Consider the following 26,151-nt stretch of genomic DNA (forward strand, 5'->3'; position numbering starts at 1 on the left):
GGATTTTTATATTAGCGGTGGTCTTGCCATTGATGATTTCCGTGAGGGTATAGTCACGGAAATGAGAGGGACAACCAATGGTGTAGAGCAAGGTCTGGCAGTGACGATTCGGGTAAGTGACGGAGACAGCACGCTAAATTTTACTGGCCTTGTTGATGCATCAGGTTCGTGGACAGTAACTGGAATTGACGTAAACACTCTCAATCTAAACAGCACGTGGACCATTGAAGCTGAAGTGTTGGATGCCGCCGGCAACCATGCGGTCGATACCATGCCAACAATAGTGCTACCCGGTTCAACGGTATTTTCTGAAAACATCGCTGGATTTTTTGGTGAGCAAAGCAGCTCGGCAGCCATCAACATAGAAAATGGTGTGCCAGCACTGCATGCAGAGCAGCCAAGTTTGAGCGCGCTTACATCGGTCGGTCAATCTATTAATGTTGTTGTTGCAGAAGATGGGTTGAGCTTACAAGGAACATCGACCGACGACCGATTAGTTTTCTCAGCAGAAGTCAATGATGATGGTACGGTTCAAATTACTTTTTATGAAGCGATTGATCATGGTGTAGGTCAAGATGAGCTGGTGACTAACGTATTGGTTGAAAGCATTCAAAGTGATGCTGACGGTACACAAGAGACGGTTGTGGCACCGTTAACGATTACTATTTATGACTCTGATCCGGTGATTAGAGATGACACATACTCAGTCTTAGAAGATCAAACAATTACGGGCAATCTACTTGAAAATGATATTGATCTTGATGGAACACTTTATGTGAAATTTGTAGAGGCTGGCGGGGAGCAGAAGTCAATTCTAGAGGGGGGATCCGTAAGTTTTAGTTTAGAAAAAGGCGAATTAACCGTATTTTCTGATGGCTCTTGGCAGTTTGATGCAGGTCGAAACCTAGATCATTCGGTCGAGCAAAGTGTTTCTTTCAGCTATTTAGCTGCAGATGACTCCCAAGACTATGGCTTGGCTAACGCGACCATTGACATTACTGATGGACAAGCAGGTTACGTAGGCAATGCGACTATAAACGTAACAGAAGTCCCTTTGGATGGCCCGATATTGAACTTTGAAGGAACTGTTAATATTGTCGCGGGATCTGACAATCCGGATCCGAGTAGTTTGTATTTCGGTGGGTCATCTATTACTAAGTTAGAAGCATTAGGGCTTACAAGCTCAGTCTCTGATAATGAGCTTAGCTACACGTTAAGCTCCAGTGGAAAGCAAATTACAGCATTTGCCAATGGTGTCACTGTATTTACGTTAACATTGAGTGGCGTTGAATCGGGTAACGATGTATTAGCTTCAATTTCGCTTACTCTTGAGCACCCTATCGATCAATTCAATAGCAGTGATACGGTCACTTTCCCGTTGACCATTGGTGGCGTAGATTTAGATGCCACACCGCTTGTAGAGAATGAAATTGACTATATTCTAAAGGATGGCGCAGACCCAACTTTAAATAATTTGAATGGGGTAGAAGTAAAAGAATCTGATCTCGTAAATGGAAGTGTGTTGAGCTCAGGGAATTTTCAAGTTGAGGTTGGCAGTGATTACCTCGAATCTTTGTCGTTCATCGTCTCTGAACAACCCTTGTTGACGAGTGGTGAACAAGTTGTGCTTTATCAAGTCTCTGCGGATGGCAAAACACTTGATGGTTATATTCTTGACGAAGATGGGCAAACTCAGATTCCCATCTTTCAAGCTACCCTCAATGCTTCATTACCTATTGATGCAAATAGCGACATTACCTACTCCTTTGAGCTTTTTCAGGCTCTCGACCAACAAGAAAATACTGATCCAAACGTACCTCTCGTTGTTACTGCAATGGACTCAGACCAAGATAACACGTCGGTCGTTTTAGACATTAATGTGATAGATAACGACAATGGGCAAGCGCTAATCAATAGTGGCAATGTCGAGTTGACCGAAATACCTGTCGATACAAACATTGCTCCTGATGGTGTTTCAGCCATAGCGAATACGGATGTGATAGTTACGTCATCATTCGATCCGATTGTGTATCTGGGTGTTGACATAAATGATGGAGATACTGTCAAAACTACACTTGGTGATGCTGTTACTTATAACGGAGAGGCTGTCACTTGGTACGATAACAATGATGGAAGCTTTGACGCAATTTCAGACACTGGAGACGTTGTATTTAGGGTCACGTTACCTAGTGACTTCTCTTTGCCATCAAATGATACGTCTACCGTTAATGTAACTGTAGAGCTTTATCACTCGCTTGACCATGTTTTAGGTGATGGGACGCAATTGTCGATCTCTATGCCCATCGTGGCGAGAGATTCTGATGGAAGCGAGATCTCTACGGAGTCCAACATACTGGTCTATGATGGCTTGTTTCCGGAACTAGTAATTACAGAGGGAATCACAGTCAATGAAAGCGGGCTGAATGATGATTCGCTTGATTCTGGCATCGAGGGCTCGTCACCATCCATTACGCTATTACAAGGTTCAGACTCTATCGCCAGTGTGAGCGTGAATATCGATATGTTCAATGCGCTCGGCTATAAAACAAGTAGTGGTAGCCTAGTTTCGCTTGATTCACCGGACTCGAATGGTTGGTTATATGCAAGAGATGAAAGCAAGCAAGACGTCTTTAGAATTAGATTTAATACCGATGGGACTGTCGAGTTTGATCTATACCGTGCACTTGAACACGATGAACCTGACGGTGTTCCAGCGGACGAGAACACATTAGAACTCAGTTTTTCAATTTATGCCGTTGATAAGGATGGCGACCAGTCTGAAGCTGAGACATATACCGTTAGTGTAGTAGATGATATCCCTGAAGACACAAGCTCACCAATAGAAATTGAACTTACCGAGGGGGATGAGTTTTCGGGAAACTGGTTTAGCAATAATGCCGACTTAATCAGTTCAGATGGCACGTTGATTTCAAGTTTGACCTATGCAGGTGAAACATACGATACGGCGAGTTCGGTATTTAGCAATGATGCTTGGACTATCGATTTAATCAATAGTAGTGATGGTAACTTAAAATATGGAACGCTGACTATTGCTCAAGATGGGACATTTACGCTAACTACCGAGCTTATTGTTAATACGCCTGTAGGTGGTTTGCTTGATGATCTAACGATAACTGTGACGGATGCAGACGGTGACCAAGCAAGCAGTGAAGCTCAATTAATTCTTGATGATGCCAGGGGCTTTATTCGAACCGTTAATGTAGATACGTTAGAAGATAATGGCGCGAATAACAGTGGAGACCCCACGCCAGTCGCGTTACCGATTAGAGTTTCTCCTGGGGATACGGAGAATAATGAGCGTGTTGAAGCGATAAGGATCTCTGTTGAATCTCTACAAGGAGGGGCTCTGTTTTTAGACGGAGTGCGCCTTGAAGATGATGATAATGAAGGATTTATTAGTCTTTCTGGTACAGAGCTAATGGGGGTGGGTATATTCACCGTTCCAAATGGTGATCTCACTTATCAACCAGCGCTAAACCTGTCGGGCAACACTATCAAAGTTTCGTTAGCAGTGTCTGCATTAATCGTATCTGATGTCGAACCAGATGGTTTTGTATTACAAGGCAATAACACGTTAAATGTTAACGTTTTACCGGTTGCAGATTTGCCAGAGTGGTCTAGTGATTCGGACTTTTCTTATCAAAGTGTTGAAGATTCCGCTGAATCACTTTCACTCAATATTGTTGCTGAAAAGTTTGACCAAGACGGTTCTGAAACGCTCCACTACCAAATTTCGAATATTCCAGATGGACTTATATTAACACTTAATGGAAGTGCTATTGAGGAAGGTAAAGCGTATAGCCAATCCGAGTTAGATCAAATTGAAATCACATCTAACGAAAACTTAGCCGGAAGATTTACTTTTGATGTGACGGCAGTAACGACTGAGTCGGGTAGTGTGTATGCCGATGAGCAAGATAAAACAGCGGAGATCACTGAGCAAGTTGTTATCGATATATCTCCAGATGCCGATGTGCCTACGCTGACCGTTAAAAACATTCAGGGGCTTGAAGACCAAGCGATTGACTTAAAAGAGTACATCCTAGGGCGGCTCACTGACACAGATGGCTCGGAGTCTCTGTCTTATCGCATAGAAGTTCAAGATGGTTGGACATTGCCTGTCGGAGCTGGGATTACGCTTATCGGTATTAATACCTACCTAGTGACCTCCAATGCTCTAGCCAATTCGGAGGCGTTACTTCAACCAAAATCGGATATCAGCTCATTTACTGAATCTCTATCCCTTCAAGTAACCGCCATTTCAACAGAGTCGACTATTGATGGCTTAGCACCTCTTAATGAAACCGCCGAGAGCCAATCTGCAACCATTGACATTAAGCTAAAAGGCGTGGTCGATGAACCAATTGTTCTAGATGGTGGACAGGGGAATTGGCAATATGATCAAGCGACTAAAGTAATTAGTAATCTCTCTACGTTAGACGAAGATAATCTGATACAACTGGATTTTATCATCCAGACATCAGACGACGATCTATCAGAAGAAATTAATATCTTGCTTCAGAACATCCCTTTGGGAACACAACTGACAGATGTAAATGGTGACCCTATTGTTCTTCCAATTGCTTACGTGGACCCAATAACGGGGCCAGTTTATCAGGTCTCAAACGCTGTTCTTGAAAACACTTACCTCAAAACAGAGCAAGATTTTAGTGGAACACTGAGCATGGATGTTATCGTCGTTTCAACAGAGCCGGATGGTGATTCTGCTGAAACCCCTCTTAAAGTGGAAATGGAAATCTCACCTATTGTTGATCAAACTGACGGTCAAGAATTACAAAGCAATGGTATTGAGGACAATTTCATCACACTAAATCTTGAGCCTGTCGTTAATCAAGATATAGATTCTAGTGAGTCCTTGACAGGATACACCATTGTATCCATTCCAGATGGCTTAACACTTTACTTTGATGGTAATGCAGTAGAGGAAAGTAACTTACCGTTAGAACTCAATGAACTACTTGATGGTAGCTCGGCAACATTATCTGAGTTGTTAAACAGTGGACGAATCACTGTAAAAGCTAATGAAGACCTAAGTGGGACATTTAGCCTGGAAGTTCAGTACGAAGTGACAGACACGTCTCCGACGATGGAGACTGATGTAAAGGCAATCCATGGCTCTTTGAGCGTCGTGGTTTCTGGCAAAGTGGATATTGGTAATGAAGATATTGACAAAACACGTTTAGAAGGCGCGACTGAAGTATTCACAAGTACGGATGGGTCTGCTGTCGACGTGAGTGGAGGCATTACATTTACAGAAGCGGATATTGATGGTTCAGAGTATCTCGATTACATCGTTTTACAGATACCGCAGGGTCAAGACCTCATTGTTACTCATCCGAATGGTGCTTCTCAAGATGCCGATGGGAACTGGCTGATTCCAATGGAAGGAATCACAAGTGATAGCGTGTTGGAAACCGCTCAAGATTTGCTTGCTAGCGCATCGATTTATAGCCCATCTAATACAGAGATACTTGATGTGAATGTGTTAGCGTATGTTCGAGATGGAACGGATGCTCAATACATCACAGGTCAGTTCCAAATTCAAATTACTGGCCATGAAGGAGATGGAGACCAGTGTGCTGATCCTGGTGAACCAGGAAGCGTTCAAAGTGGGGATATTGTAGGTAAAGAAGGTGAAGATGTCTCAATTGGGGCGTTTTTAAACCCTGATGTAGCGAGTAGTGATGGTAACTTAGTTTCCTTCTTTGTCGCCGCAGATTCTTTACCTGAAGGAGTCGAGCTTACTGGCGAAGGTGTGATACCTGCTTATGATAATGCGGGCAATCTGTTGGGTTATTCAATTTCTAGCGCTGGATTGTCTTCCTTGACGCTTACTGGCGTGGATGAGGACTTTGCTGGTTGCATTACTTTCAATTTAGAAGTGACAGAAACGGCCCCATGCGATGGTGACTCGAAAACAACCTCTCAGACCATTACGGTACAAATCTCTCCTGTTGTCGATGATATCGCGATAGCACCAAGCCAAGTTACGGTTCAAGAAGATACTATAACCAACCTGAATCTTGCTCTTGTATTGGGCGATAGTGAAGGGCCAATGCAGTCCATTACTGGAGAAGGTGACGCAGCGACTGGCCTTGAAAGTGTCAATTGGGTTTCTTTATCGGTGTCTGACGAGAATGCGCGGTTTACTGCCGTGGACCCGAGCCTACTCATTGACAACGGTGATGGAACATGGGTAGTGACAGATGTTACGCGTCTAAACGAAATTCAGTTAATCCCACCTGAAAACTACAGTGGAGAGCTTGTTATTTCCGTTGACGCAAACATTACTGATGAAGTCACGGGAAGTTGTTTAAGTACTGACAGTGCGAAAGATACTCAAACTCAATCAACAGAAGTTACCGTTACCATTGCCCCAGTGGTTGATAAAGCGGTTCTGGAAACAGAAGACGTAGTTGGTAATGAAGATAATTATATTTATTTAGGAAACTTATCTGCATCATTAATCGATCAAGATGGTTCTGAGTCGATGTCTTTGGTCATGACAGGAGTGCCAGACGGAGCCGTGTTGGTTTGGGACAATAATGGGACGTTCGAATTACTCCCTGATAACGGTTCAACGGATGGTGAGAGCAAGGAGTGGCAGCTAACTCAAGCACAACTTGATAAGGTTTACTTTCTACCGCCACTAGATTTTAGTGGGGATATTTCATTAACACTGCAAGCTATTACCCAAGAGTCTGGATCAAACGACTATAACTATACCACTTCTCAGTTCAACGTCGGCGTAAAACCGATTGGCGATGATGTATCGTTGAATACAACCTCTAACACGTTCACTGGAGATGAAGGTGATTCCATTTCGATTGACTTTTTAGCGAGCGGTTTTGAAACAAATAGCAACGAATATATAGAAGTGTCGATGTTGATCAAAGCAAGCTCTGAACCCTCTGCATTGGAAGGCTTAGGTAGGATTCGTATTGGAACTCAATTCTCATCCTTTACCTTCGATGACGCGGGCAATGCCGTGGCGACGGTATTAGTGCGAGCAAATGAAGTGTCAGGTTTGGAGTTCATTCCGAAGGATGCATTTGGAACGATGGATGTTGCTCTCAATGTTAGAACGTTTGATCAAGCGATAGTGTCAGAGACACTCGAAACCGATTTTGGAGATGTGCAAACTACCGATCTAACCATTGTTGTTACCCCTGAAGCTGATGAGCCAACACTAACGGCCGATTATCAGTCTATTGTGTCTGAAGCGTCTGGGAGTATTCCTTTGGGGTTGAGCATGAATTTAGTCAATCCTGCACCCGAAGAGTTTGGAAGTGTGGAGATTCGCGGATTACCAACAGATCTAGAGTTGAGTCATGGTGAAAGATTGAACGGCATTTATACTGTTGATCAAGAGGATGTCGCTGATCTTTCCATCGTTGGCGGGTTTAGCGGTGCAAGTGATTTTACGTTGTCGATAAAACCGATTGCAACACTGGGTGCTACAGTCGCAGAAGGTGCTGCTCAGACAGTCAATGTTACCTTAGTGGAAGAAGGGGGCCAAACATTACTTGCGACAGATGCTAATGATTTGCTTATTGGAGGAAGTGGCAGCGATGTATTCCAGTTTGACAGTTCAGGGCTCGGTAACGAGTTAAAGCCCTCGTACGATGTGATCAACTATTTCCAAATATCCGCTGTTGGTGATGATAATGACACAATTGACATTGCCTCGATAATCACCGCTACCTCGATAACAGAAGTCGATAATAAGCTCGATTTAACAGAGAATGATGATGGCGTAACGCTTCACATAAAACCAGAAGAGACGGGGACAAAACAACAGATTCTTATGCAGGGCGTCACTCTTGATCAGCTTTACAAAGGTGACTCGACTGGCGTAGCCGAAGAAAATGTCTTACAGAAGATGATTGATGACAACAACTTGCTAGTAGGTGGTATGTCATGAAGCATCACTCATCCTCATCAAGTGAGCTGACTAACGATCCTTGGGGGCAATCGTTAACTTGGTTGATGCGTTATTTTGAGGTTAGACACCATACAAAAAAGGTGCTTTCTGGATTACCTCTTGTTGAGGGTAGATTGGATAGTGACTTATTCATCAGAGCCGCTGAGCGAGCCGATCTTGAACTCACATTAATCGATTTAAAATCCACCGCAATGTTGAGCTTTCCATTGGTGGTAATCAATAGGAAGACGTTACAACCCGCTATTATATCTGAGCGACATAACAGCGATTATCAAGTCACGTTATTTAGTGAAGATCAAGGTGAAACGCAATACGTCACGAGCGAGGAGCTGCATAATCAATTCCAGCCTCAAGCATGGCAAGTTTCTATGCGTCCAGAGCTGGACAAACGGATAAGTTCTATTCAAGCGGATTATAATGAACATTGGCTTTTCGCCGTAGTGAAAGAAATGTCTCCGTGGTATCGAGATCTTTTGATTGCCTCTTTCCTTATCAATACGCTAGCGCTAGTTATTCCGCTTTTCACTATGAACGTTTACGATCGTGTAGTGCCTAATCAAGCTTTCAGTACATTATGGGTTTTGGTCGCTGGTGTCTCCGTCATCATTATTTTTGATTGGCTATTGCGTAAAGCAAGGGGAGTTGCCACTGATACCGCGGGTAAGTACATCGATAACAAGCTTTCTTCGATACTTTTTTCTAAAGTTATGGGGATGAAACTTGAACACCGTCCTGCATCAGTCGGTGCATTCGCTCGACAACTACAAGATTTTGATAGTGTTCGCGATTTTTTTACTTCTGCATCTCTTGTGACCTTAGTTGATCTCCCATTTACGTTGTTATTTTTAGTCTTAATTGGTTGGCTAGGTGGGGCAATGATGTTCATACCTATTGCCGTCATGTTTACCCTGCTGATCCTTGGCTTTGCGGTAAAAGCAAAAATAGAACAATCACATACGGAAAGTGCTGCACTATCCATGAAGCGACAAGCTCACTTGTTTGATTCATTGTCCTCTTTAAAAGAGATTAAGCAAAATAACGCTACGGGAGAAGCACAAAAGCGTTGGGAGCAAACGGTATCCATGCTTTCTGATTGGCAAAATCAATCGCGAAACTATTCGAATATCGTTGCTTACTCCATTCAATCTAGCCAGCAGATAATTACCGTAATGTTACTTGTAACAGGCGTGTACAGAATTTCTGAGGGATTGCTCAGCATGGGGGGGCTCATTGCTATTGTCATGCTTAGCGGTCGTGCTGCAGGGGCGATTAACCAGTTAGCTATGCTGTTACTTCGCTATCAACAGACAAAAACAGCGGTTGAAGGCTTAAATTCTATCATGTCTTTACCTCAGGAGGCGCAACGCAGTCAGGTCATTACGTCTGCCGAATTTACAGGGAATATACGTTTAGAAAACGTGAGCTTCCAATACCCAGATGTTGATATGCCATGTTTGAGAGATATTAATCTTACTATCAAGCAAGGCGAACGCGTTGGCGTTATTGGTAGTGCAGGAGCAGGAAAGTCTACACTCCTTTCTATTATTACCAATCAACTCAGTGCCTTACAGGGTAGCGTTTATTTTGATGACATTGACAGTCAGCTTTGGCCCGCCGAATTGATAAGAGAGAAAACGGGTTGGGTTAGCCAAGATTCGCATCTTATATACGGCAGCATTATGGAAAACATAGTATTAGGACATCATGTTATTGATCAAGAACGATTACGCCGTGCGATAGAATTATCGGGTTTGAACCAGTACATGAGTCGCCTTCCTCATGGTCTAGAAACGCAAGTCGGAGAAGGAGGGCGTTATTTGTCGGGGGGGCAAAGGCAAGCTGTAGCGATTTCAAGAGCTTTTTATCGAAACCCAGCAGCATTAATTTTAGACGAGCCAACCAGTTCCTTAGACCAGCCAGCTGAGAATGCGTTGTTTAATGCTCTTAAATCGTTGCCGCACTCGACGACGATGATTATTAGCTCTCATAAACATTCCTTATTATCGCTTTGTGATCGAATTGTTGTGCTTGATAAAGGCGCAATTTTGAGGGAAGGAGCGCCCCAAGAAATTTTTGCTAAACAACAGTCTAACGCGAAGACGAACAGAGTACGCGCAGTATCAATTGTACGCGAAGGAGGTCAATGATGAGCACAGTTCGTTGGAGTAATGCTCATTTAGCAAACCGTTCGAGAACGTTGATTTGGTTGTCTGCCGCGTTAGTGCTGAGTGTGATTATTTGGGCCTCGTGGGCGAGGTTAGACGAAGTGGTTGTCGGCGAAGGAAAAGTTGTTCCTACTTTGTCTGTTCAGACGATTCAGAGCTTAGAGGGCGGCATTCTAAAGGAGTTACTTGTCATGCCTGGTGAAAGCGTCACTAAGGGGCAAACCATCGCCATTCTGGATGATACAAGGTTTAAGTCGACCTATTCGGAGACCTCTGAACAAGTTGAATCTTTGCTCGCCAGAAAGCAGAGGCTTCAAATTGAATTAGAAACGGTAAAAGTGAATAGCCTCCAACTGGATTGGAAACAACAAGTGAGTATCGAGCCTCAGCCATTTGATATTTCGATGACCGGCCACTCTGCCTATCTGAATGCCAAAGCAAACTATCTTGAGCGGTTGAGCCAACTGGAGTCTGAGCTGGAGGAGGCTAAATTGCGAATTGAGCAACAATCGCAAGCTTATCTAGATACCTTGAATACCATTCAAACACTAAAAAGCAGTCTGGTTATTGTCTCGAAAGAGCGAGATATGTTGAGAGAGGTGGTTTCTAGTGGCGCGGTGGCTGAAGTGGAATTATTAAAACTGAATAGAGATGTTATAAAGCTCAAAGGAGACATCGCGAGTTCACAAGCTGCTGCCCAAAAGCAAAGGGCTGTGTATTCTGAATCCATCGCAGATTATCGTGGTACTGCGCTTGCTTTTAGGGCAGAGGCACAAGGGCAGCTCAATGAAGTTGTGACGCAACTAGCGCAGCTCAATGAAAGTCGTCAGGCGATTGCGGATCAGTTGAATCGAACGCAGTTACTTTCTCCGGTCGATGGAACCATCAAAGATGTTTTTGTCAGAACCATCGGAGGTGTGGTTAAGCCGGGTGAGCCTATTTTAGAAATAGTCCCTCGTAATAGCACGTTAATCGTTGAAGCGAGAATTTCTCCTCAGAATATCGCCTTTATAAGGCCTGGCCTGCCGGCAACGGTAAAGTTGTCTGCCTATGACTTTGTCATTTACGGAGGCCTAGAAGGAGAAGTGACCTACGTAAGCGCCGATGCACTTCAAAATGAAGAGGGCAATGCCTACTACCGTGCCAACGTTACTTTCAAGGTTGATGATAAGTTTACGATCATCCCGGGAATGCAGGTTGTGGTAGACATTCTTACAGGAGAAAAAACAGTACTGAATTATTGGTTAAAACCTATATTACGTGCGAAAGAGAATTCGCTCAGAGAAAGATAGACATAAGGATATAAGATGCGGCTTAAATCAACGTTATTGGTCTTGTTTGCAGTATCATCGTCGCCAAACGCTTTGACTTTAGAAGAGTCAGTTACGTTATCTCTCGATAGCTCCCCAAGTTTGCTTGCTCGCTATTCTCGCTATGAGTCGATGGTACGAGACCGAAATGCCATAAATGGTTCATTTCTTCCTCAGGTTAATTTGTATGCAGCAGCAGGGTACGAAGGTACTCGATATAACAACGGAAACTACATCGACAGTGAAGATAGAACATTAGAAAGAACGGAGATGGGCGTAAGAATCTCCCAACTGTTATTTGATGGATTTAAAACAAGTGCTGACGTTGATCGCTTATCTTACGAGGCTGAAGCTGAACGCTTGGGCTTATTGGCATCTGCGGAAAATGTCGCATTAGATACTGTCAGAGCGTATGTGGACGTTTTACATGCCCGAGAGTTGATGAAACTGACAGAAAGAAACCTAAGTGAACACCAAGAGATCTACCGTTTCATTCTAGATAAAAAAGAAAAAGGTTTAACCAGCAACTCCGACTTAGCGCAGGTTTCTTCGCGTGTCGCGACAACACAGTCCTCATTGATTGCCGCCCAAAACAATCTTTCCGATGCTAGAACAAGATTTGTACGTTTGGTTGGTCGAGCGCCGCAAAACTTAGTTGAGCCTGTTTACCCGCAGGAATTGCTTCCGAATAAGCTTGACGAAGCACTCAAACAAGCGGTTAGGTTGCACCCATCCATACAGTCGGCGATGAAAGATTTAGAGGCGGCTCGACATGAAGTAAAAAGAGAAAAGGGGGATTACTACCCAGAGCTCAAGCTTGAGCTGTCAGCCAACAAAACAGACAACGTGGATAATATTGAAGGCATTAACGAAGATGCAAAGGTTATGCTGACGGTCAACTACGATCTTTTTAACGGCTTTTCTACAGACTCCCGAGTGGAGTCATCTGCCTGGCGAGTAGAGGAGGCGAGGGCTATTCGAGCAAATGCAGAACTAGATGCGAATGAAGGTGTAAGGCTGGCATGGGACGCACATACATTGCTTCAACAGCAAATGGAGTATTTAAAAGTCAACGTTGATGCGGCGAAAGTAACTGAATTAGGGTACATCCAGCAGTTCAATGTAGGGCGACGCAGTTTGTTAGATGTATTAGATGCCAAAGTTGAAACGTTTGTTGCGAGACGGAACTATACCCGAACAAAGTACGATCATTTGGTTGCCACTTACCGTTTATTCAACTCGATGGGGATTCTGACTTATGCGTTGCGAGTTGAGTATCCAGAGAACTGGAAGGAGAACAATAATGGATAAATTCGCAGTGGCGAGTCTTCTAGTTTTCATGTTAGCAGGCTGTGCTGAATCACCGGATACGATGTTGACCACTTACCAGTACAACGACCTTAAAGACAATGATAGTGATGGCGTGATAAACCAACGAGATAACTGCGCAGATACGCCCAAAGGTGTGGTTGTTGACAGTGAGGGTTGTGCGAATTGGGTCAACGACTCGCAGACACACCTGATCAGTTTTTTCTTTGCGATGGATGAGCATCAGGTAACGTCATCTCATGATATGCCGCTAAGCGAGTTGAAAGCATTGCTTCAGAGTAACCCAAATGCGCAAGTCATACTGATAGGAGACACAAGCCCTGAAGCGTCACTCGAATACAACAAAGCGTTGGCAAAGAAAAGAACGGCAGCTATACGAAAATTGCTAGTGAGAAACGGCATTCAAGATAATCGAATTGAAGAGCAAGAGTTTTATCAGAATACGGCATTGACGGTACAACTAAAAAAACGGGAAAGGCGCACAATTGCTGTTGTAAACACGAAAGCTGAAAGTACTGAACAAGCGTGGACTATATTTAGTTCGGACAGCGAGTTGACACCTAATTCGAAGTTGGAGTTGAATTATGAAAATTAAAGTCTTGCCTTTCTTTGCTCTAGCTTCATGTTTGATTTCACCGCTGGCATTTGCTGACTCTGAGGCTCGAACATCGATTTTTGTCGAACCAGAGATACTAGAAACGATAGAAACATTGATAGATGAGCCAAGTGTAAATGTAGCGCTTGCATCTCAGTCTGGTGGTTTTAACGACATGCTAAATGACGGAGCCTCTATTGCGATCACATCTAAGAAATGGTCAGATGAAAACATCTCCCGATTTCAACGAGAAAGAGGCCACAGGCCTACACGTTTGTTTTTAATGGCAAACGCTATTGTCGTAATCAATAGTCAAAAGAGTACGGTAGATAGTGTTTCCGTTAGTGAATTGAAACGCTGTGATGCAAATACGTATGCTTTCGGGGAGATGCGTTTAAGTAACCCAGATGTGAGCTCTAATGGTTGTCAATCATCGATTCAAATGCTTGATGAAGACCGATTGAAACGGGCTTTAAGCGACGACTTTTCAGCCAAAGCTTATATGCGATACTCCGATTTTAAATACTCAGAACAGTGGTCGAGCTACAAGGCTCTCTCTGTTCATCATAACGATGACTCATGCTCTTTGAGCACAGATTGCATCTATTCTCTTCGCTATCCATTTTCCGTGGTCTATTACGTTTATATAAATAAACAATTCGACACTAATCAGAAGATCAAAAAATCAAAGCTATTTGAACTCCTTACAACAGACCACAATACACAACAGGTACGAAATGCTGGGTTTATTCCACTACCAAAAGCGCTTATTAAAAGAAATAGAGTGAAGTTAGGGCTAGATGAGCCAGTTGTTTTAAACGGGTATAAATAAACTTCATACGCCTAACTATGTGGGCTTGAGTGAACGTACCGTCCTAGGAAGTTTTGCCTTGCTGCTCATTTATCTTTGGTTAACCTTTGGTCAATTGAGTTGGTTGTAAGTGGTTTTGTTGGTAATTTTTCTATTATTGTGGCAAGTTTGCTTAAAACCACTTAAGTGAATTTAAGTCATGACACAAGAAGAAAGACTCGTAGCGCTCAGAGCGAAGCTGGATCAGCAAAATAAAGTAACGTTGTCTGAAGTTTGTGAGTACTTTGGTATCTCGCGAGATTCAGCTCGTCGAGACTTAGTTAAGTTGAGTCAGCAACCTGGGTTACAAAGAATACGAGGTGGTGTCATGCTTGCGCCGATCTCTTCCCATACCGAGGCATACGCGAGTCGACCCGTGAGTGACGTTAAACATCGACTGGCTCAATCTGCCGCAGCGTTGTTGGATGAGCGCGACCATCTTGTTATTGATACCAGCACCATTTTATCTCTGCTCCCACTCTATGCAGGAAAAGCGCGTTGTGGAGAAAACAAGCTCAACGTCGTTACTAACAGCATTGATGTGCTGACCGCTGCTGAGACAAACGACACAATGGACGTTTATTTCTTAGGCGGACACTTTGACCCTTATGCCAGAGCAGTTTTAGGGGCGCAAGCAGAGCAGCAAATGCAGCATTATCACGTGAACAAAGCGTTCATTGGCGTGTGTGCATTGTCATCCCGAGGGCTGACAACAAATAGTTTGTTAGAAGCAACAATGAAACAAGCGATGATTGCTCAAGCTCAGCAGGTCATCGTCGTTTGTGAATCCCGAAAAATTGGTAGCGACAATTTCCACCACGTATGTGATTTGTCAAAGATCGACATCATTATTACCGATCATCCCCCTCAATCAGATTTTCAACAACTCCTCGATCACAATGATATTGAATGTATTGTTGTATCACCGAAATAAGGAATCTTACAATGGCTTACGATCCCGTAAAAACCGCTGTGATTGGTTACGGATATTCAGCAAAAACGTTTCATTTACCCTTCATTAAAGCGCTACCAAATTTAACGCTGAGCGCGATAAGCTCTCGTCAACAGGAGGCGGTTCAGAATGATTGGCCAGATGCTAAGTGGTTTTCTGATGCGAATACTTTACTCGATGATAGTGATGCAGAGCTCGTAATCATTACTGCGCCAAATGACGTACATTACGAACTTGCAAAGCGTGCGTTGAACAATGGGAAACACGTCATCGTCGAGAAACCGTTTGTTACTCGTATAGAAGACGGTAATGAACTTATCGCCTTGGCGGAAGAGAAAGGTCTGGTGCTGAGCGTTTTTCACAATAGACGTTGGGATGGAGATTTTCTCACGGTTAAATCTCTTATCGAACAAGGTAAGTTAGGTGATATAAAGCTATTCGAGTCACACTTTGACCGTTACCGCCCTGAAGTTCGTCAACGATGGCGAGAGCAGGCTCAAGATGGCGGTGGTATTCTATTCGACCTTGCTCCTCATCTTCTCGATCAAGCATTGGTGTTGTTTGGCTTGCCAGATGCGATAGACGCACAATGTCGAATGATGCGTCCGGGCGCGACGACGATTGATTATTACAACTTGATACTTCATTACCCTGAGCATATTGTGCACTTGCATTCAAACTTGTATAGCCCAGAGCCGAATCTCCGATACAAAGTATTGGGTACGGAAGCTAAATATGAAAAGTTCGGATTAGATCCTCAAGAGGGCTACTTAAAAGAAGGCCGTTTGCCGGAAAACGATGCTTGGTCGGAAGAAGATGAGGCGTTATACGGAGTCCGTTACGACGAAGACGGTGCGCAAACTATCAAAACGGAGAGAGGCGCGTACCAAGCTTACTTTGTTGGTGTGGCAGACGCCATTCGTTTGGGCACTGATAACCCGGTCCCTGCCGCTCAAGCAGTACAGAATATCGCTCTGATTGAGATGGCATTGGAAAGCAGTAAAACGGGTAAAACGATTCAGGTGAAACCATGAGTTTGACGCTTGAACTCGTGGCCCGGCAAGAGCATGAACTTCAGTTGGCGGAATTTAATCATCATATTGCGTGGTCTATCGGCCTCGCTCTAAAAGAAGAGGCTGAAGCTCGCGGCGCGGCTGTTGCTATTGAGGTTTACGGCTTTGGACAAACGCTATTTCAATACGCGATGGCAGGAACCTGTGCTGATCATTTAGATTGGGTCCGTAGGAAGCGAAACTCAGTATTAAGGTATGGCCACAGCTCTTACTATCTTTCTCTGTACAACAAGCAAAAGCAACGTGATTTCGAAAATCAGCCTCATCTCGATGCTCGTGAGTACTGTGCTCATGGTGGCGCGTTCCCAATTCGGCTTTCTGGGTCTGGTTTGGTTGGGGTTGTGACGGTATCGGGTTTACCGCAGTTAGATGATCATCAGCTAGTTGTGGATATATTAAAAACGATGACAGAGACAAAACCCTCTTAAACGCCAAATATGAAAGTAGCACGGTTCTTTATCGTGCTACTGAATTCTCTTTTTAGCTCATAAAGTGTTCTTTAATGTGAGCAAATATTAACATTGATCCCAACTTACTACCTGAAAATCAAATCAATTTCATATAACCTATACGCTCATTTATACAGAAAGCCTTCAAAGTTGGCCATTGGCAATGTCTTTTAGAAGAAAAGAAAAACTCAATCTTAGAAATCTTATTGTCACCCTATGTGTGTTCAGTGTGCTTGTCACTTTGATCAACGCATTCTACTCGATTTATCGTGTTCAAAGGGATCTCATCATCAATAACACGTTAGAATCAAACCGTGTTTACGCCCAAAAAATGTCTGAAATGACAGACTCTTTCATAGAAAGCTCAATGTCGCAGCTAAAATACAGTGCGAACGTGCTAAAAGACAAGATGCATGACGCTCAGCTTCTTGATAAAGAGGCTGAGAGATTAAGAACGCAAACCAAATCATTTAACTCTGTGGTTGTCGTTAATGCAAAAGGGGTTATTATTTCTGTATCCCCTGAAACACTTCAGGTGAAAGGTGTAAGGTTAGTGGGTGAAAGAAAACGCCAGTCTTTAAACGCTCAAGCACCGGTTGTTACTGAACCATTTATATCGCCAGCTGGAAATTACTTGTTAACCATCTCATACCCTATATTTTCTCAATCTAATGAATATTTAGGTTATATCGGCGGCACTATTTATCTAGAAAAAGAAAATATTCTTGCAGAGTTACTCAGCCAGCACGCATACAAAGATGGTTCTTTCCTTTACGTTGTCGATGAGAGTAACACTCTGATTTATCACCCAGATCAATCGAGAGTTGGTGAAGTAATCGACGATAATGAGGCAATCAAAGCGGTGACGATGGGGCAGAGCGGTAACAAAGAAATTGTTAACTCTCGCGGCGTCGAAATGCTTGCTGGTTATGCACCAGTAAAGTCATCAGGATGGGGAATTGTTGCTCAGCGCCCGAAATCGATGACGTTATCTGTGCTAGATGAACAGATGTGGAATGTTTTCCTTAAGTCGATTCCAATTGGTTTATTAACTTTGTTGCTAATTTGGTTCTTGTCCCTTCTTATTTCTAGACCACTTTGGCAGTTAGCGGGTGCTGTGCGAGGTGTCGAAGAACATTCATCCTCTATCGATGATCTCAAACTGGTTAAGTCTTGGTATTTTGAGGTCTCACATTTGAAGCTTAGCTTTCTTAAAGCATTTGGTATCGTGTCAAAAACCATTGATAAGCTGCAACTGGATACATTAACAGATTCGATGACTGGATTATTGAATCGACGTGGATTAGATAAAGTTCTTGGTTTGTTTAAGCAGGAAAATACCGCGTTCTCTGTTTTGGCGCTAGATATTGACCACTTTAAGAGCGTAAACGATAACTATGGCCATGACGTGGGTGACAATTTACTTAGAGAGTTTGCGCAGTTAATGAAAGACCAAGCTCGCTCTAATGATCACCTGTGTCGTTCTGGCGGTGAAGAATTTATGATGTTTTTGGAAAAAACAGACGTAAACCACGCTATGGATGTTGCAGAGCGTATTAGACACAACGTGGAACAACATGACTTTCAGGTGGTTGGTAAGGTCACGGTTTCGTTGGGTGTTTCTCATTGGAAAGGCAATGACACACCAATTGAAGCGGTAATGAAAGACGCCGATAATGCACTGTATAAAGCGAAACATAATGGAAGAAATAGAACGGAGTTGGGTGACGACGCACAATAGATATTGTGCTTTATGCTGAACATAAAACGAGCCAGTGACTAATCTTTGCTGTTAATCGCTGGCGTAACCGCTACCAATTGCGCGAAACGGCAAGTTCAGCTCTAATTCTGGTATTTGTTTACCCACCCAAGCCGGAAATGTATTGCTATTTGGCCCTGGAAACAGCGTATATTCTTCAGCCCAAGGGTATTGGTTAATAACACTTTGTATTTTAGGGATAAGCTGGTGGGCCTTTTCACCTTGTATGGAGAGGATCTTTTCTGGTTTTGCACCATACCAATATCGATCTGGCGTCCCAGTTTGGTACTGATATAGAGCGGGTTGTCCGCGATTCACTCTCCAGCCGACTACTTCATACACTGTATATTCGTTCGCATTTTCAGGCTTTATTGCAAACCATGTATGAACGGCAAACCAGCCTCGCCAACCAAACGCGTCTGCGGCGTAAAACTCAATCACAGCATGCTTGACATTGGAAGGATCGGGTGCGATACCCGCAGGTTCTCTGCTTGCGGTACGCCAATCTCCTTGAGTGCATCCACCCAGCATAACCGCGATTGACATGAGCCAAATTTTTACAAGGTGAGTAAAGTTGAGAGGGTCTTTCATTTATTGCTCCTAGACCAACCGATGCTGGTAACGCTCTATTGATTTTAGCTATAAAAACGTGGCAAGTCTGATAGTTGAAATCCTCTCCTTATTAAAAGAGAGAGGGAAGTTAGTGCCATAATTCCAGTTCATACGTAATAATAAGGTAAGCCGATTTGTAACATGTGGCATAGACGATGCCGTATTTCTCGAACGATTCGTCTAGTTGCGTATGAAAAAGTAAGAGGTTGTATGTATTCCTTACACGGCCACATGAATTAAAAAAATCGAAAAAACAGAGGTTTACAGTGGATTTTGACTGATTGAGTGAGTTTGGGACCCTCACATTGTCTCGCATTTGCTTGTTTTGGGCGGAATTTTCATCGCTCATCTTTTTGCGCGTTTAGAGTCAGCGCTCAGCTATGGCACAATAGGCGCTCACAGAACAAGTGCTGTTTGGTCATGCAAATAGCAGAAAAATAACTAGAAATAGAATAATTAATGTTTAAATCAAAAAGTATACTCGCATTAAGCATGTTCGCATTTGGCTGTTTTGCCAATCAAGATAGCGAACCAACGTCCGTTGTGCTGAACTATGGTGACTCCTCCATCAGTACTGATATTCAAGCCAATCGAAAATTTCATGTTGTCCGAGACAATGAAAGTGAGCACGTAGAATTTTCCGGAGGAATCATAAAGGAGTATTCCGATTATATTGTGAATGTTCATATCATAAGAAAAAGCAAAATACGCAGATCAAGCCGAGAGCTGAATACAACCGTACTGATGAACAGTGATCAGGTTGGGAAGCCTTTAGTGATTGGCATTGAAAATGATGAGTTCACTAGTATCACTTTGCGTTAATGCTTAGTATTTATTGAATAAGAATGAGGAAATTGATGCTCTCAATACGCTGCTATCGCACCGAGGATGCCCCAACACTGTGGGCACTCTTTTACCATACTGTGCGAATCATTAATCGTCGCGATTATACGGAATCACAAGTTTCCGCTTGGGCACCATCAGATTTTGACCTCGATGTGTGGCAACGAAAAATGGACGATATTCAACCATACGTCGCGGAGATAGAAGGGCAGGTCGTTGGCTATTGTGATTTGCAAGGTGACGGCTTGATTGATCATTTCTTTTGCCATCATGAATACCAAGGACAAGGTGTTGGTCGTGATTTGATGTCTTTTCTTTTTTCACAGGCGAAAGTACAGGGGATAAAACGACTGTATTCTGAAGTGAGTATTACCGCCCGACCTTTTTACGAGAAAATGGGTTTCACAGTTAAGTCTCGACAACATGTTGAGGTTAGGGGAGAAACCTTAACTAACTTTATGATGGAAAAGTATATTTAACTTAAATAGTGAGCATTTAGTGAGCTTGAACACCGATATAAAATGTTTTCCAATGTGAAAACGAGTTCATTGATCTCGCACCAACGTTTTGTTTGAAAACAGTGTACATAATCTTCTCTGGAACGCCATTACCGCATTTCGTCTCTGAAGGCTTAAAAACAGTCTGAAAGTTTTGGTTTTGCGGCGGGTAATAGCGTTCCAAACGCCAAATGTGTCTGGCTAACCATCTCAGGAAGAGAAGTAGTACTATGCGCCCTTATCTCAAATACGTTGTTCCAACATTGATACCATTGCTTGTTTGGTTGATGCCTCTCTCTGCGTTCCCATTTGATGGCATTACTATCGTCCAGCAAAGAGTGATTGCAATCTTCTTGCTTGCCGCACTTTGCTGGGTATTCGAGCCAATTCCAATCTACGCCACTTCGGTTGTGATCATTGTCCTAGAGCTATTGCTTGTATCAAATAAAGGTATTGTGCTCTTTCGTTTGCAAGAAGGGCAGCCACATTTTGGTGAGCTATTACAATACAACGAGATAATGGCGACCTTCGCTAGTCCGATTATCATGCTCTTCCTCGGCGGTTTCTTTTTGGCTATGGCGGCGACAAAGTACAGGTTAGATGTCAACTTAGCCCGAGTGTTACTCAAACCATTTGGACAAAAACCAAAGTTCGTTATGCTGGGGTTGATGCTGATCACCGCTGTTTTTTCTATGTTTATGTCAAACACCGCAACAACAGCGATGATGTTGTCCATTTTAACCCCTGTGATAGCGGTTTTCGGGCCTAAAGACCCAGGTCGAATTGCATTCGCCTTGTGTATTCCTGTTGCAGCCAACATTGGTGGCATTGGTACTCCAATCGGCACGCCACCGAATGCCATCGCCCTAAAATATTTGGTTGGTGACAACTTAATTACGTTTGGTGAATGGATGGTATTTGGTGTGCCATTCGTTATTGTGATGATGGCGTTAGCCTGGTTTCTGATTGGCTTTTTGTATAAAGCCGAACAAACCACCATCGATCTGAACATTAAAAGCAAGTTTTTGAAAACACCCAAAGCAATAATGGTTTACGTCACCTTTGCCGGCACGATTATTCTTTGGTTGATGGGTTCTGCACATGGAATGAATTCTTACACAGTAGCATTGATTCCGGTGGCAGTGTTCTCATTGACGGGCATCATCAACAAAGAAGACTTGAAGAAAATCTCTTGGGATGTGCTTTGGTTGGTGTCAGGCGGTATTGCTCTGGGCCTTGCTCTAGATAAAACCGGGCTTGCGAAGCTGGTGGTACACAGCATTCCGTTTGATCAGTTCTCGCCATATGTTGTCTTGTTTGGTGCGGCTTTCTTGTGCTTGTTAATGGCAAACTTTATGTCGCATACTGCCACCGCAAACTTGCTGATGCCGATTATGGCTGCGTTAGGTACCTCTATGGCTTCGTTAACGCCTCTCGGCGGTGAAGTTACTCTGATCTTAGTCGTGACATTTGCTGCTTCACTCGGTATGTCGTTACCAATCAGTACGCCACCAAACGCGTTAGCTCATGCAACAGGGCATGTCGAGAGCGGCCAAATGGCTCGTATCGGTGCCGTGCTAGGCGTGATTGGCGTATTACTCAGCTTTGTGATGGTGTGGATTTTACATACTGTTGGGCATATTGGATAACCCATGTACGAAACGAAGTTAGACGCGTTAGTACAACGCTACTTTAATCACCTTGAACGCCGATTAACGGTTTTATCCGGGTCGGTGCTTATTGAGCAAGCTGGCTACAATGATCGCTTGTACTATGTGCTGTCGGGAGAACTGGCGGGCTATTACGCGGAAGATGACAAGAAACCGATTCAGGTATTTTCTGCGTCTCAAGGTGCGTTTATTGGCGTACATAGTTTCTTTTCTGGTACGTGGACTGCCTCTTCGACAGTGATTGCTCAAACCGATGTTGAATTGGCTTGGATACAGCGTGATACGCCTGCCGTGGAAGAGGCGACATACGGACCATTGACGACACAATTTATGCCTGTGATGGTTAACGAATTATCTCGTCGTCAACGGCGTGCAATGCAAGAGGCATTAGCTAAAGAAAAAGCGCTACAAAAGCTTCATACCGCAGAGCAAATGACAACGTTGGGGCAGCTTGCAGCGGGTATTGCTCATGAGTTGAACAATGCGATAGGCGTTGTAAGCAGTAAATCAGAACGGCTAGAGACAGTTATCATGGAACTGCTTGAAGAAGTTCATCCGGAAGCGAGTCAATTTTTTGATTTTGGTTTAATGCAAGGGCAGAAAGTCTCTTCTAGCGAAGCGAGAAAGCGGGGGCGTCACTTCGAAAAATACTACGGTTTAACCAAGGAGGTTGCTCGTGATCTTGCACGTGCCGTTCCAAATAACTTCCTTTCAGAACATTGGCTAAAAAGACCAGAAGAAGCGATACGTTTCTGGCAAATGGGGCGAGATCTCCATGACTTACGCATCGCTTCTAAACATACCGTTGGCATTGTGCGATCCGTAAAACAATTGGGGCGCACGGATATCGACTTGGATGAAGCGATTAACATCAATGATTCAATCAATCGCGCCTTGGCTCTATTGCAAAGTGACTTAAGACGAGTGAGTGTTCGTTTTAGCCCTGCGGATTTACCTGCTTTTATTAGTTCTCAAACCGAACTCGTCCAAGTTTGGGTAAATATCTTAAAGAATGCGTGCGATGCACTTGGTGAAACGGAGAAACCCGGTATCGAAATACATACTCGGGAGAGTAAGGGTAAAATTTTGGTCACGATTGCTAACAACGGACCAGAAATTGATGAAGCGACACGTAGAAAAATTTTCCGGCCAAACTTCACCACTAAAAAGGGGGGATTGTCGTTTGGTTTAGGGTTAGGTCTGTCGATTGTGAAGCGCATTATCGCCGGATATAACGGCTCTATTGTGGTAAAGAGCGACAGTGAAAAAACGATTTTTAGAATCAAGTTACCAGTAGAGGGTGAACATGGAGAAGCTTAATGTAATTTGCGTTGATGACCAACGAGAGGTACTAAGCGCGGTTCTACAAGATTTAGAGCCGTTAAATCAATGGTTGAATGTCGAAGACTGCGAATCAGCAGGTGAGGCTCTAGAACTGATGGATGAATTTGATGCAGAAGGCGAGATGATCGCATTGATTATTTCCGATCATGTGATGCCAGGTAAAACGGGAGTAGAACTGCTGACCGATGTATCAAAAGACGGTCGTTTTGGCTTTACGAGGAAAGTGCTTCTTACCGGGCAAGCGACGCACACCGATACGATTAATGCGATCAACTCCGCAGGCATTGACCGCTACTTTGAAAAACCATGGCAAGCAAGCCAATTAATAGAGTGCGTTAGAAACCTGGTGACCCAATATATCTTTGATGTGGGCTTAGATTACACTCAGTATCACGAACATTTAGATCAGAGTGTGGTGTTTGAACGCCTACGTTAATTAGGGGGCATTAAGCTTTGTTTTCGTCACGGCCAGTTAGTGTCTGAAATCTATAGTGAATAGTTCAGCATGTTTAACGTGGCCGTGCGGAATATTGCTCTAGTATGCTTAACTCAACGAATAGCGGCTTGCACTGGCAACAGACAGTGGCTTAGAGAACCAATAACCTTGCAGATAATCGACGCCCATTTCGGTAAAAAATTCACACATTTTGGCGTCTTCAATTCCCTCAATCACTACTTCAATACTATTTTCCTGGCACATAGTGATAAGAAACTTCAGATATTCTTGTGAAGAGCGGTTGGTTAGTGTTTTCCACGCCATCGACCTATCTATTTTGATTTGTGTCATCGGGAGGTCGAAGAAGCTATTTAATGAACTGTAACCCGATCCAAAGTCATCCAGAGAGAGTGCAAATCCTAGTTCCCTGAGGGTATTCAGAGGGGCAATGGCTGTCTGATTATTATCCAAAATAAACGTTTCTGTTAGTTCCAACACAATAGACTCAGGTTCGACACCAACCTCATCCGCCATGGCTTTAATTCGCGCAGGGAATTCACTATTCATTAACTGAAGTACAGAAACATTCACGTTGACACGAACTTGGTTTTGGTAACGCTCACGGTAGTTTTTGATAAATTCACACGCTTTGGCAAAGACTTGATATCCGAGTTCGACAATCAAACCTTTGTTCTCTGCGACGGGGATGAATTCGTCTGGATAAATTTCGCCAAACTCTTTGCTACGCCAGCGAACCAGAGATTCGAAGCTCACCACTTTTGAGCTTTTGGCGTCAATAATTGGCTGAAACTTAACGCTTAATGTCTGTTTTTCTAGTGCACTTTTTAGACCTTGTTCAATAAAGAAATAACGGTCTACGGCATGCTGAGTTTTCTCACTGTAAACCGCAACACGGTCTTTATTCTGCTCGCTTGCGTACTGACAAGTTCGTGCTGCTTTACGTAATATTTCCTCTGCTGAGTGACTTGGATCTATGCAAGGATACAAACCAATACTAATGTTACTTCCTAAGTATTGGCCCTCTTCAATCACTGCCTCGTGGTAGGTTTCCTTTAAACTTTCGGCATAACTTTGCAGCGTTTCTACCGAGCATTCATCGTGAATCAAAATCGCAAAGTCATCATCATGTACGCGATATACAGAACTATTTGGAGAAGGTAGGTGACTGAGAGTTTGTAGCAATTTTTCCACTAACCCATCGACCAACTCGCTGCCATATTGATTTAAGTAAGATTTAATCTCTTCTATCTGAATGTAACAGATAGATGCACAAGAATCGGTGGCTCGCACACTATCTTCAATATCCAGCAAGAGATGGGCGCGATTAGCCATACCTGACGCATTGTCATGAAATGCGACTTGATGAATGTAGCTTTCCATCAGCTTGCGTTCAGAAATATCACGGTGGCTACCAACCATATAATGACCATGTTCTGTTTCTTTGGTCATGGCTACGCCTTCAATCCAGACGTACTGTCCATTGGGTTTACGCACGCGGTAGGTCGTTGTGACCCTCGTGTTGTTGGTAATGATGTGAGCATCGACCCGAGTGGAGAGTCTTTCTCGATCGAGAGGGTGAACAAGGTCTAACCATTGCTCTAAGCTGATTCGACCAGCGTTGATACCAAGCTGCTCATAAAAGCCCTTGTTATAAAATACCATGGTGCCAAACTCATCCATGTAAAAGAGGCCTTCGTTAAATACATCGAAGATATGAATGAATCGTTCTTCGACGATTTTTAGGAACTCTCGGTCACTATCTGAGACTTGTTGGTCAAATATGGTGGTCAAGATATTTCCTCCTCGAGCCTTTTAGCATCAGAGATGAGTGTTGGGGTTGATAACATAGAGTGGATCTGCTGGCGTACATTACAATCACAAAAGTGTCAGTTCAAATTGTTTGGCTATCATTTTATGCGCTACTAGGTTAATAACATACTAAGATTAGGCGGCTAATCATCGACATTTATAAAAAATAGTCAACAGTAAAAATCATTTATAAAATACAGTTATTGATGCCGTCCGCAATCTATAAATATTTATGAATAATTATCCTAAAGTTATTTTCAGTTGTGTCGGTATCAATGTGCTGTTTTCTAACGTCATTTGTATATATGTTATCTTGGATAAAACCATAATAACAAAAAGGACTTAATGAGCGCGACCGATTATTAATTGACAGGATGCTCATTAATTATAATCAATTCAAATTTATTATCACGCCAAGTAATCAAATCTCTTATAATGCGGACGTTAATA

Annotated in this window: 17 protein-coding genes; 15 read left to right on the plus strand and 2 right to left on the minus strand. The window is 43.3% G+C overall.

Features of this window, described 5'->3' with window-relative positions; translation table 11 throughout:
- The 10 genes from R7Z41_RS01950 to R7Z41_RS01995 form a co-directional block, all read left to right on the plus strand.
- On the plus strand, positions 1–7,966 hold a 7,966-nt coding region (locus R7Z41_RS01950; RefSeq protein WP_405523107.1), incomplete at its 5' end, for a DUF5801 repeats-in-toxin domain-containing protein.
- Complete coding sequence (locus R7Z41_RS01955; RefSeq protein ID WP_206970842.1) at positions 7,963–10,134, plus strand: type I secretion system permease/ATPase; 2,172 nt, start codon at positions 7,963–7,965, stop codon at positions 10,132–10,134. The genes R7Z41_RS01950 and R7Z41_RS01955, both read left to right, overlap by 4 nt.
- A complete protein-coding gene (locus tag R7Z41_RS01960) occupies positions 10,131–11,444 on the plus strand; it encodes an HlyD family type I secretion periplasmic adaptor subunit (protein WP_021033865.1) in 1,314 nt (437 codons plus the stop codon). Before R7Z41_RS01955 ends, R7Z41_RS01960 begins: the two co-directional genes overlap by 4 nt.
- A 15-nt stretch (positions 11,445–11,459) precedes the next feature.
- Positions 11,460–12,773, plus strand: coding sequence for a TolC family outer membrane protein (locus R7Z41_RS01965; RefSeq protein WP_054579453.1), 1,314 nt, complete (start codon positions 11,460–11,462; stop codon positions 12,771–12,773).
- Entirely contained in the window at positions 12,766–13,386 is a 621-nt protein-coding gene (locus R7Z41_RS01970; RefSeq protein WP_031781401.1) for an OmpA family protein, read from the plus strand. Before R7Z41_RS01965 ends, R7Z41_RS01970 begins: the two co-directional genes overlap by 8 nt.
- A complete protein-coding gene (locus R7Z41_RS01975) occupies positions 13,376–14,218 on the plus strand; it encodes a hypothetical protein (protein ID WP_005390219.1) in 843 nt (280 codons plus the stop codon). Before R7Z41_RS01970 ends, R7Z41_RS01975 begins: the two co-directional genes overlap by 11 nt.
- A gap of 178 nt (positions 14,219–14,396) precedes the next feature.
- On the plus strand, positions 14,397–15,170 hold the full coding sequence (locus R7Z41_RS01980; RefSeq protein WP_167415180.1) for a DeoR/GlpR family DNA-binding transcription regulator: 774 nt from the start codon (positions 14,397–14,399) through the stop codon (positions 15,168–15,170).
- 11 nt (positions 15,171–15,181) lie between these two features.
- The gene (locus tag R7Z41_RS01985; protein WP_167415181.1) at positions 15,182–16,222 is read left to right on the plus strand and encodes an oxidoreductase; all 1,041 of its coding nucleotides are present in this window, start codon (positions 15,182–15,184) and stop codon (positions 16,220–16,222) included.
- A complete protein-coding gene (locus R7Z41_RS01990; RefSeq protein ID WP_005389124.1) occupies positions 16,219–16,689 on the plus strand; it encodes a heme-degrading domain-containing protein in 471 nt (156 codons plus the stop codon). Before R7Z41_RS01985 ends, R7Z41_RS01990 begins: the two co-directional genes overlap by 4 nt.
- A gap of 184 nt (positions 16,690–16,873) precedes the next feature.
- On the plus strand, positions 16,874–18,451 hold the full coding sequence (locus tag R7Z41_RS01995; protein ID WP_005389121.1) for a sensor domain-containing diguanylate cyclase: 1,578 nt from the start codon (positions 16,874–16,876) through the stop codon (positions 18,449–18,451).
- Positions 18,452–18,502: 51 nt separating this feature from the next.
- On the opposite strand, the gene R7Z41_RS02000 is transcribed toward R7Z41_RS01995, so the two are convergent.
- A complete protein-coding gene (locus R7Z41_RS02000) occupies positions 18,503–19,060 on the minus strand; it encodes a DUF3750 domain-containing protein (protein WP_031781286.1) in 558 nt (185 codons plus the stop codon).
- Between the two features lie 480 nt (positions 19,061–19,540).
- Between R7Z41_RS02000 and R7Z41_RS02005 the strand changes: the two genes are divergently transcribed.
- From R7Z41_RS02005 to R7Z41_RS02025, 5 genes are all read left to right on the plus strand, one after another.
- On the plus strand, positions 19,541–19,903 hold the full coding sequence (locus tag R7Z41_RS02005) for a hypothetical protein (protein WP_206970839.1): 363 nt from the start codon (positions 19,541–19,543) through the stop codon (positions 19,901–19,903).
- A gap of 35 nt (positions 19,904–19,938) precedes the next feature.
- Entirely contained in the window at positions 19,939–20,403 is a 465-nt protein-coding gene (locus tag R7Z41_RS02010; RefSeq protein WP_005389117.1) for a GNAT family N-acetyltransferase, read from the plus strand.
- Between the two features lie 248 nt (positions 20,404–20,651).
- Complete coding sequence (locus tag R7Z41_RS02015) at positions 20,652–22,070, plus strand: SLC13 family permease (protein ID WP_017634015.1); 1,419 nt, start codon at positions 20,652–20,654, stop codon at positions 22,068–22,070.
- Between the two features lie 3 nt (positions 22,071–22,073).
- Positions 22,074–23,411 carry a sensor histidine kinase gene (locus R7Z41_RS02020; RefSeq protein WP_225477708.1) on the plus strand — a complete coding sequence of 446 codons (1,338 nt, stop codon included), beginning with the start codon at positions 22,074–22,076 and terminating at the stop codon, positions 23,409–23,411.
- Positions 23,398–23,871, plus strand: coding sequence for a response regulator (locus R7Z41_RS02025; RefSeq protein ID WP_005377744.1), 474 nt, complete (start codon positions 23,398–23,400; stop codon positions 23,869–23,871). Before R7Z41_RS02020 ends, R7Z41_RS02025 begins: the two co-directional genes overlap by 14 nt.
- Positions 23,872–23,979: 108 nt before the next feature.
- Here the strand turns inward: R7Z41_RS02025 and R7Z41_RS02030 are convergent, their stop codons facing one another.
- A complete protein-coding gene (locus R7Z41_RS02030; protein WP_225477710.1) occupies positions 23,980–25,683 on the minus strand; it encodes a putative bifunctional diguanylate cyclase/phosphodiesterase in 1,704 nt (567 codons plus the stop codon).
- Between the last annotated feature and the right edge of the window lie 468 nt (positions 25,684–26,151).

This window comes from Vibrio sp. 1457, from assembly GCF_033340195.1.
Taxonomy (GTDB): Bacteria; Pseudomonadota; Gammaproteobacteria; order Enterobacterales; family Vibrionaceae; genus Vibrio; species Vibrio alginolyticus.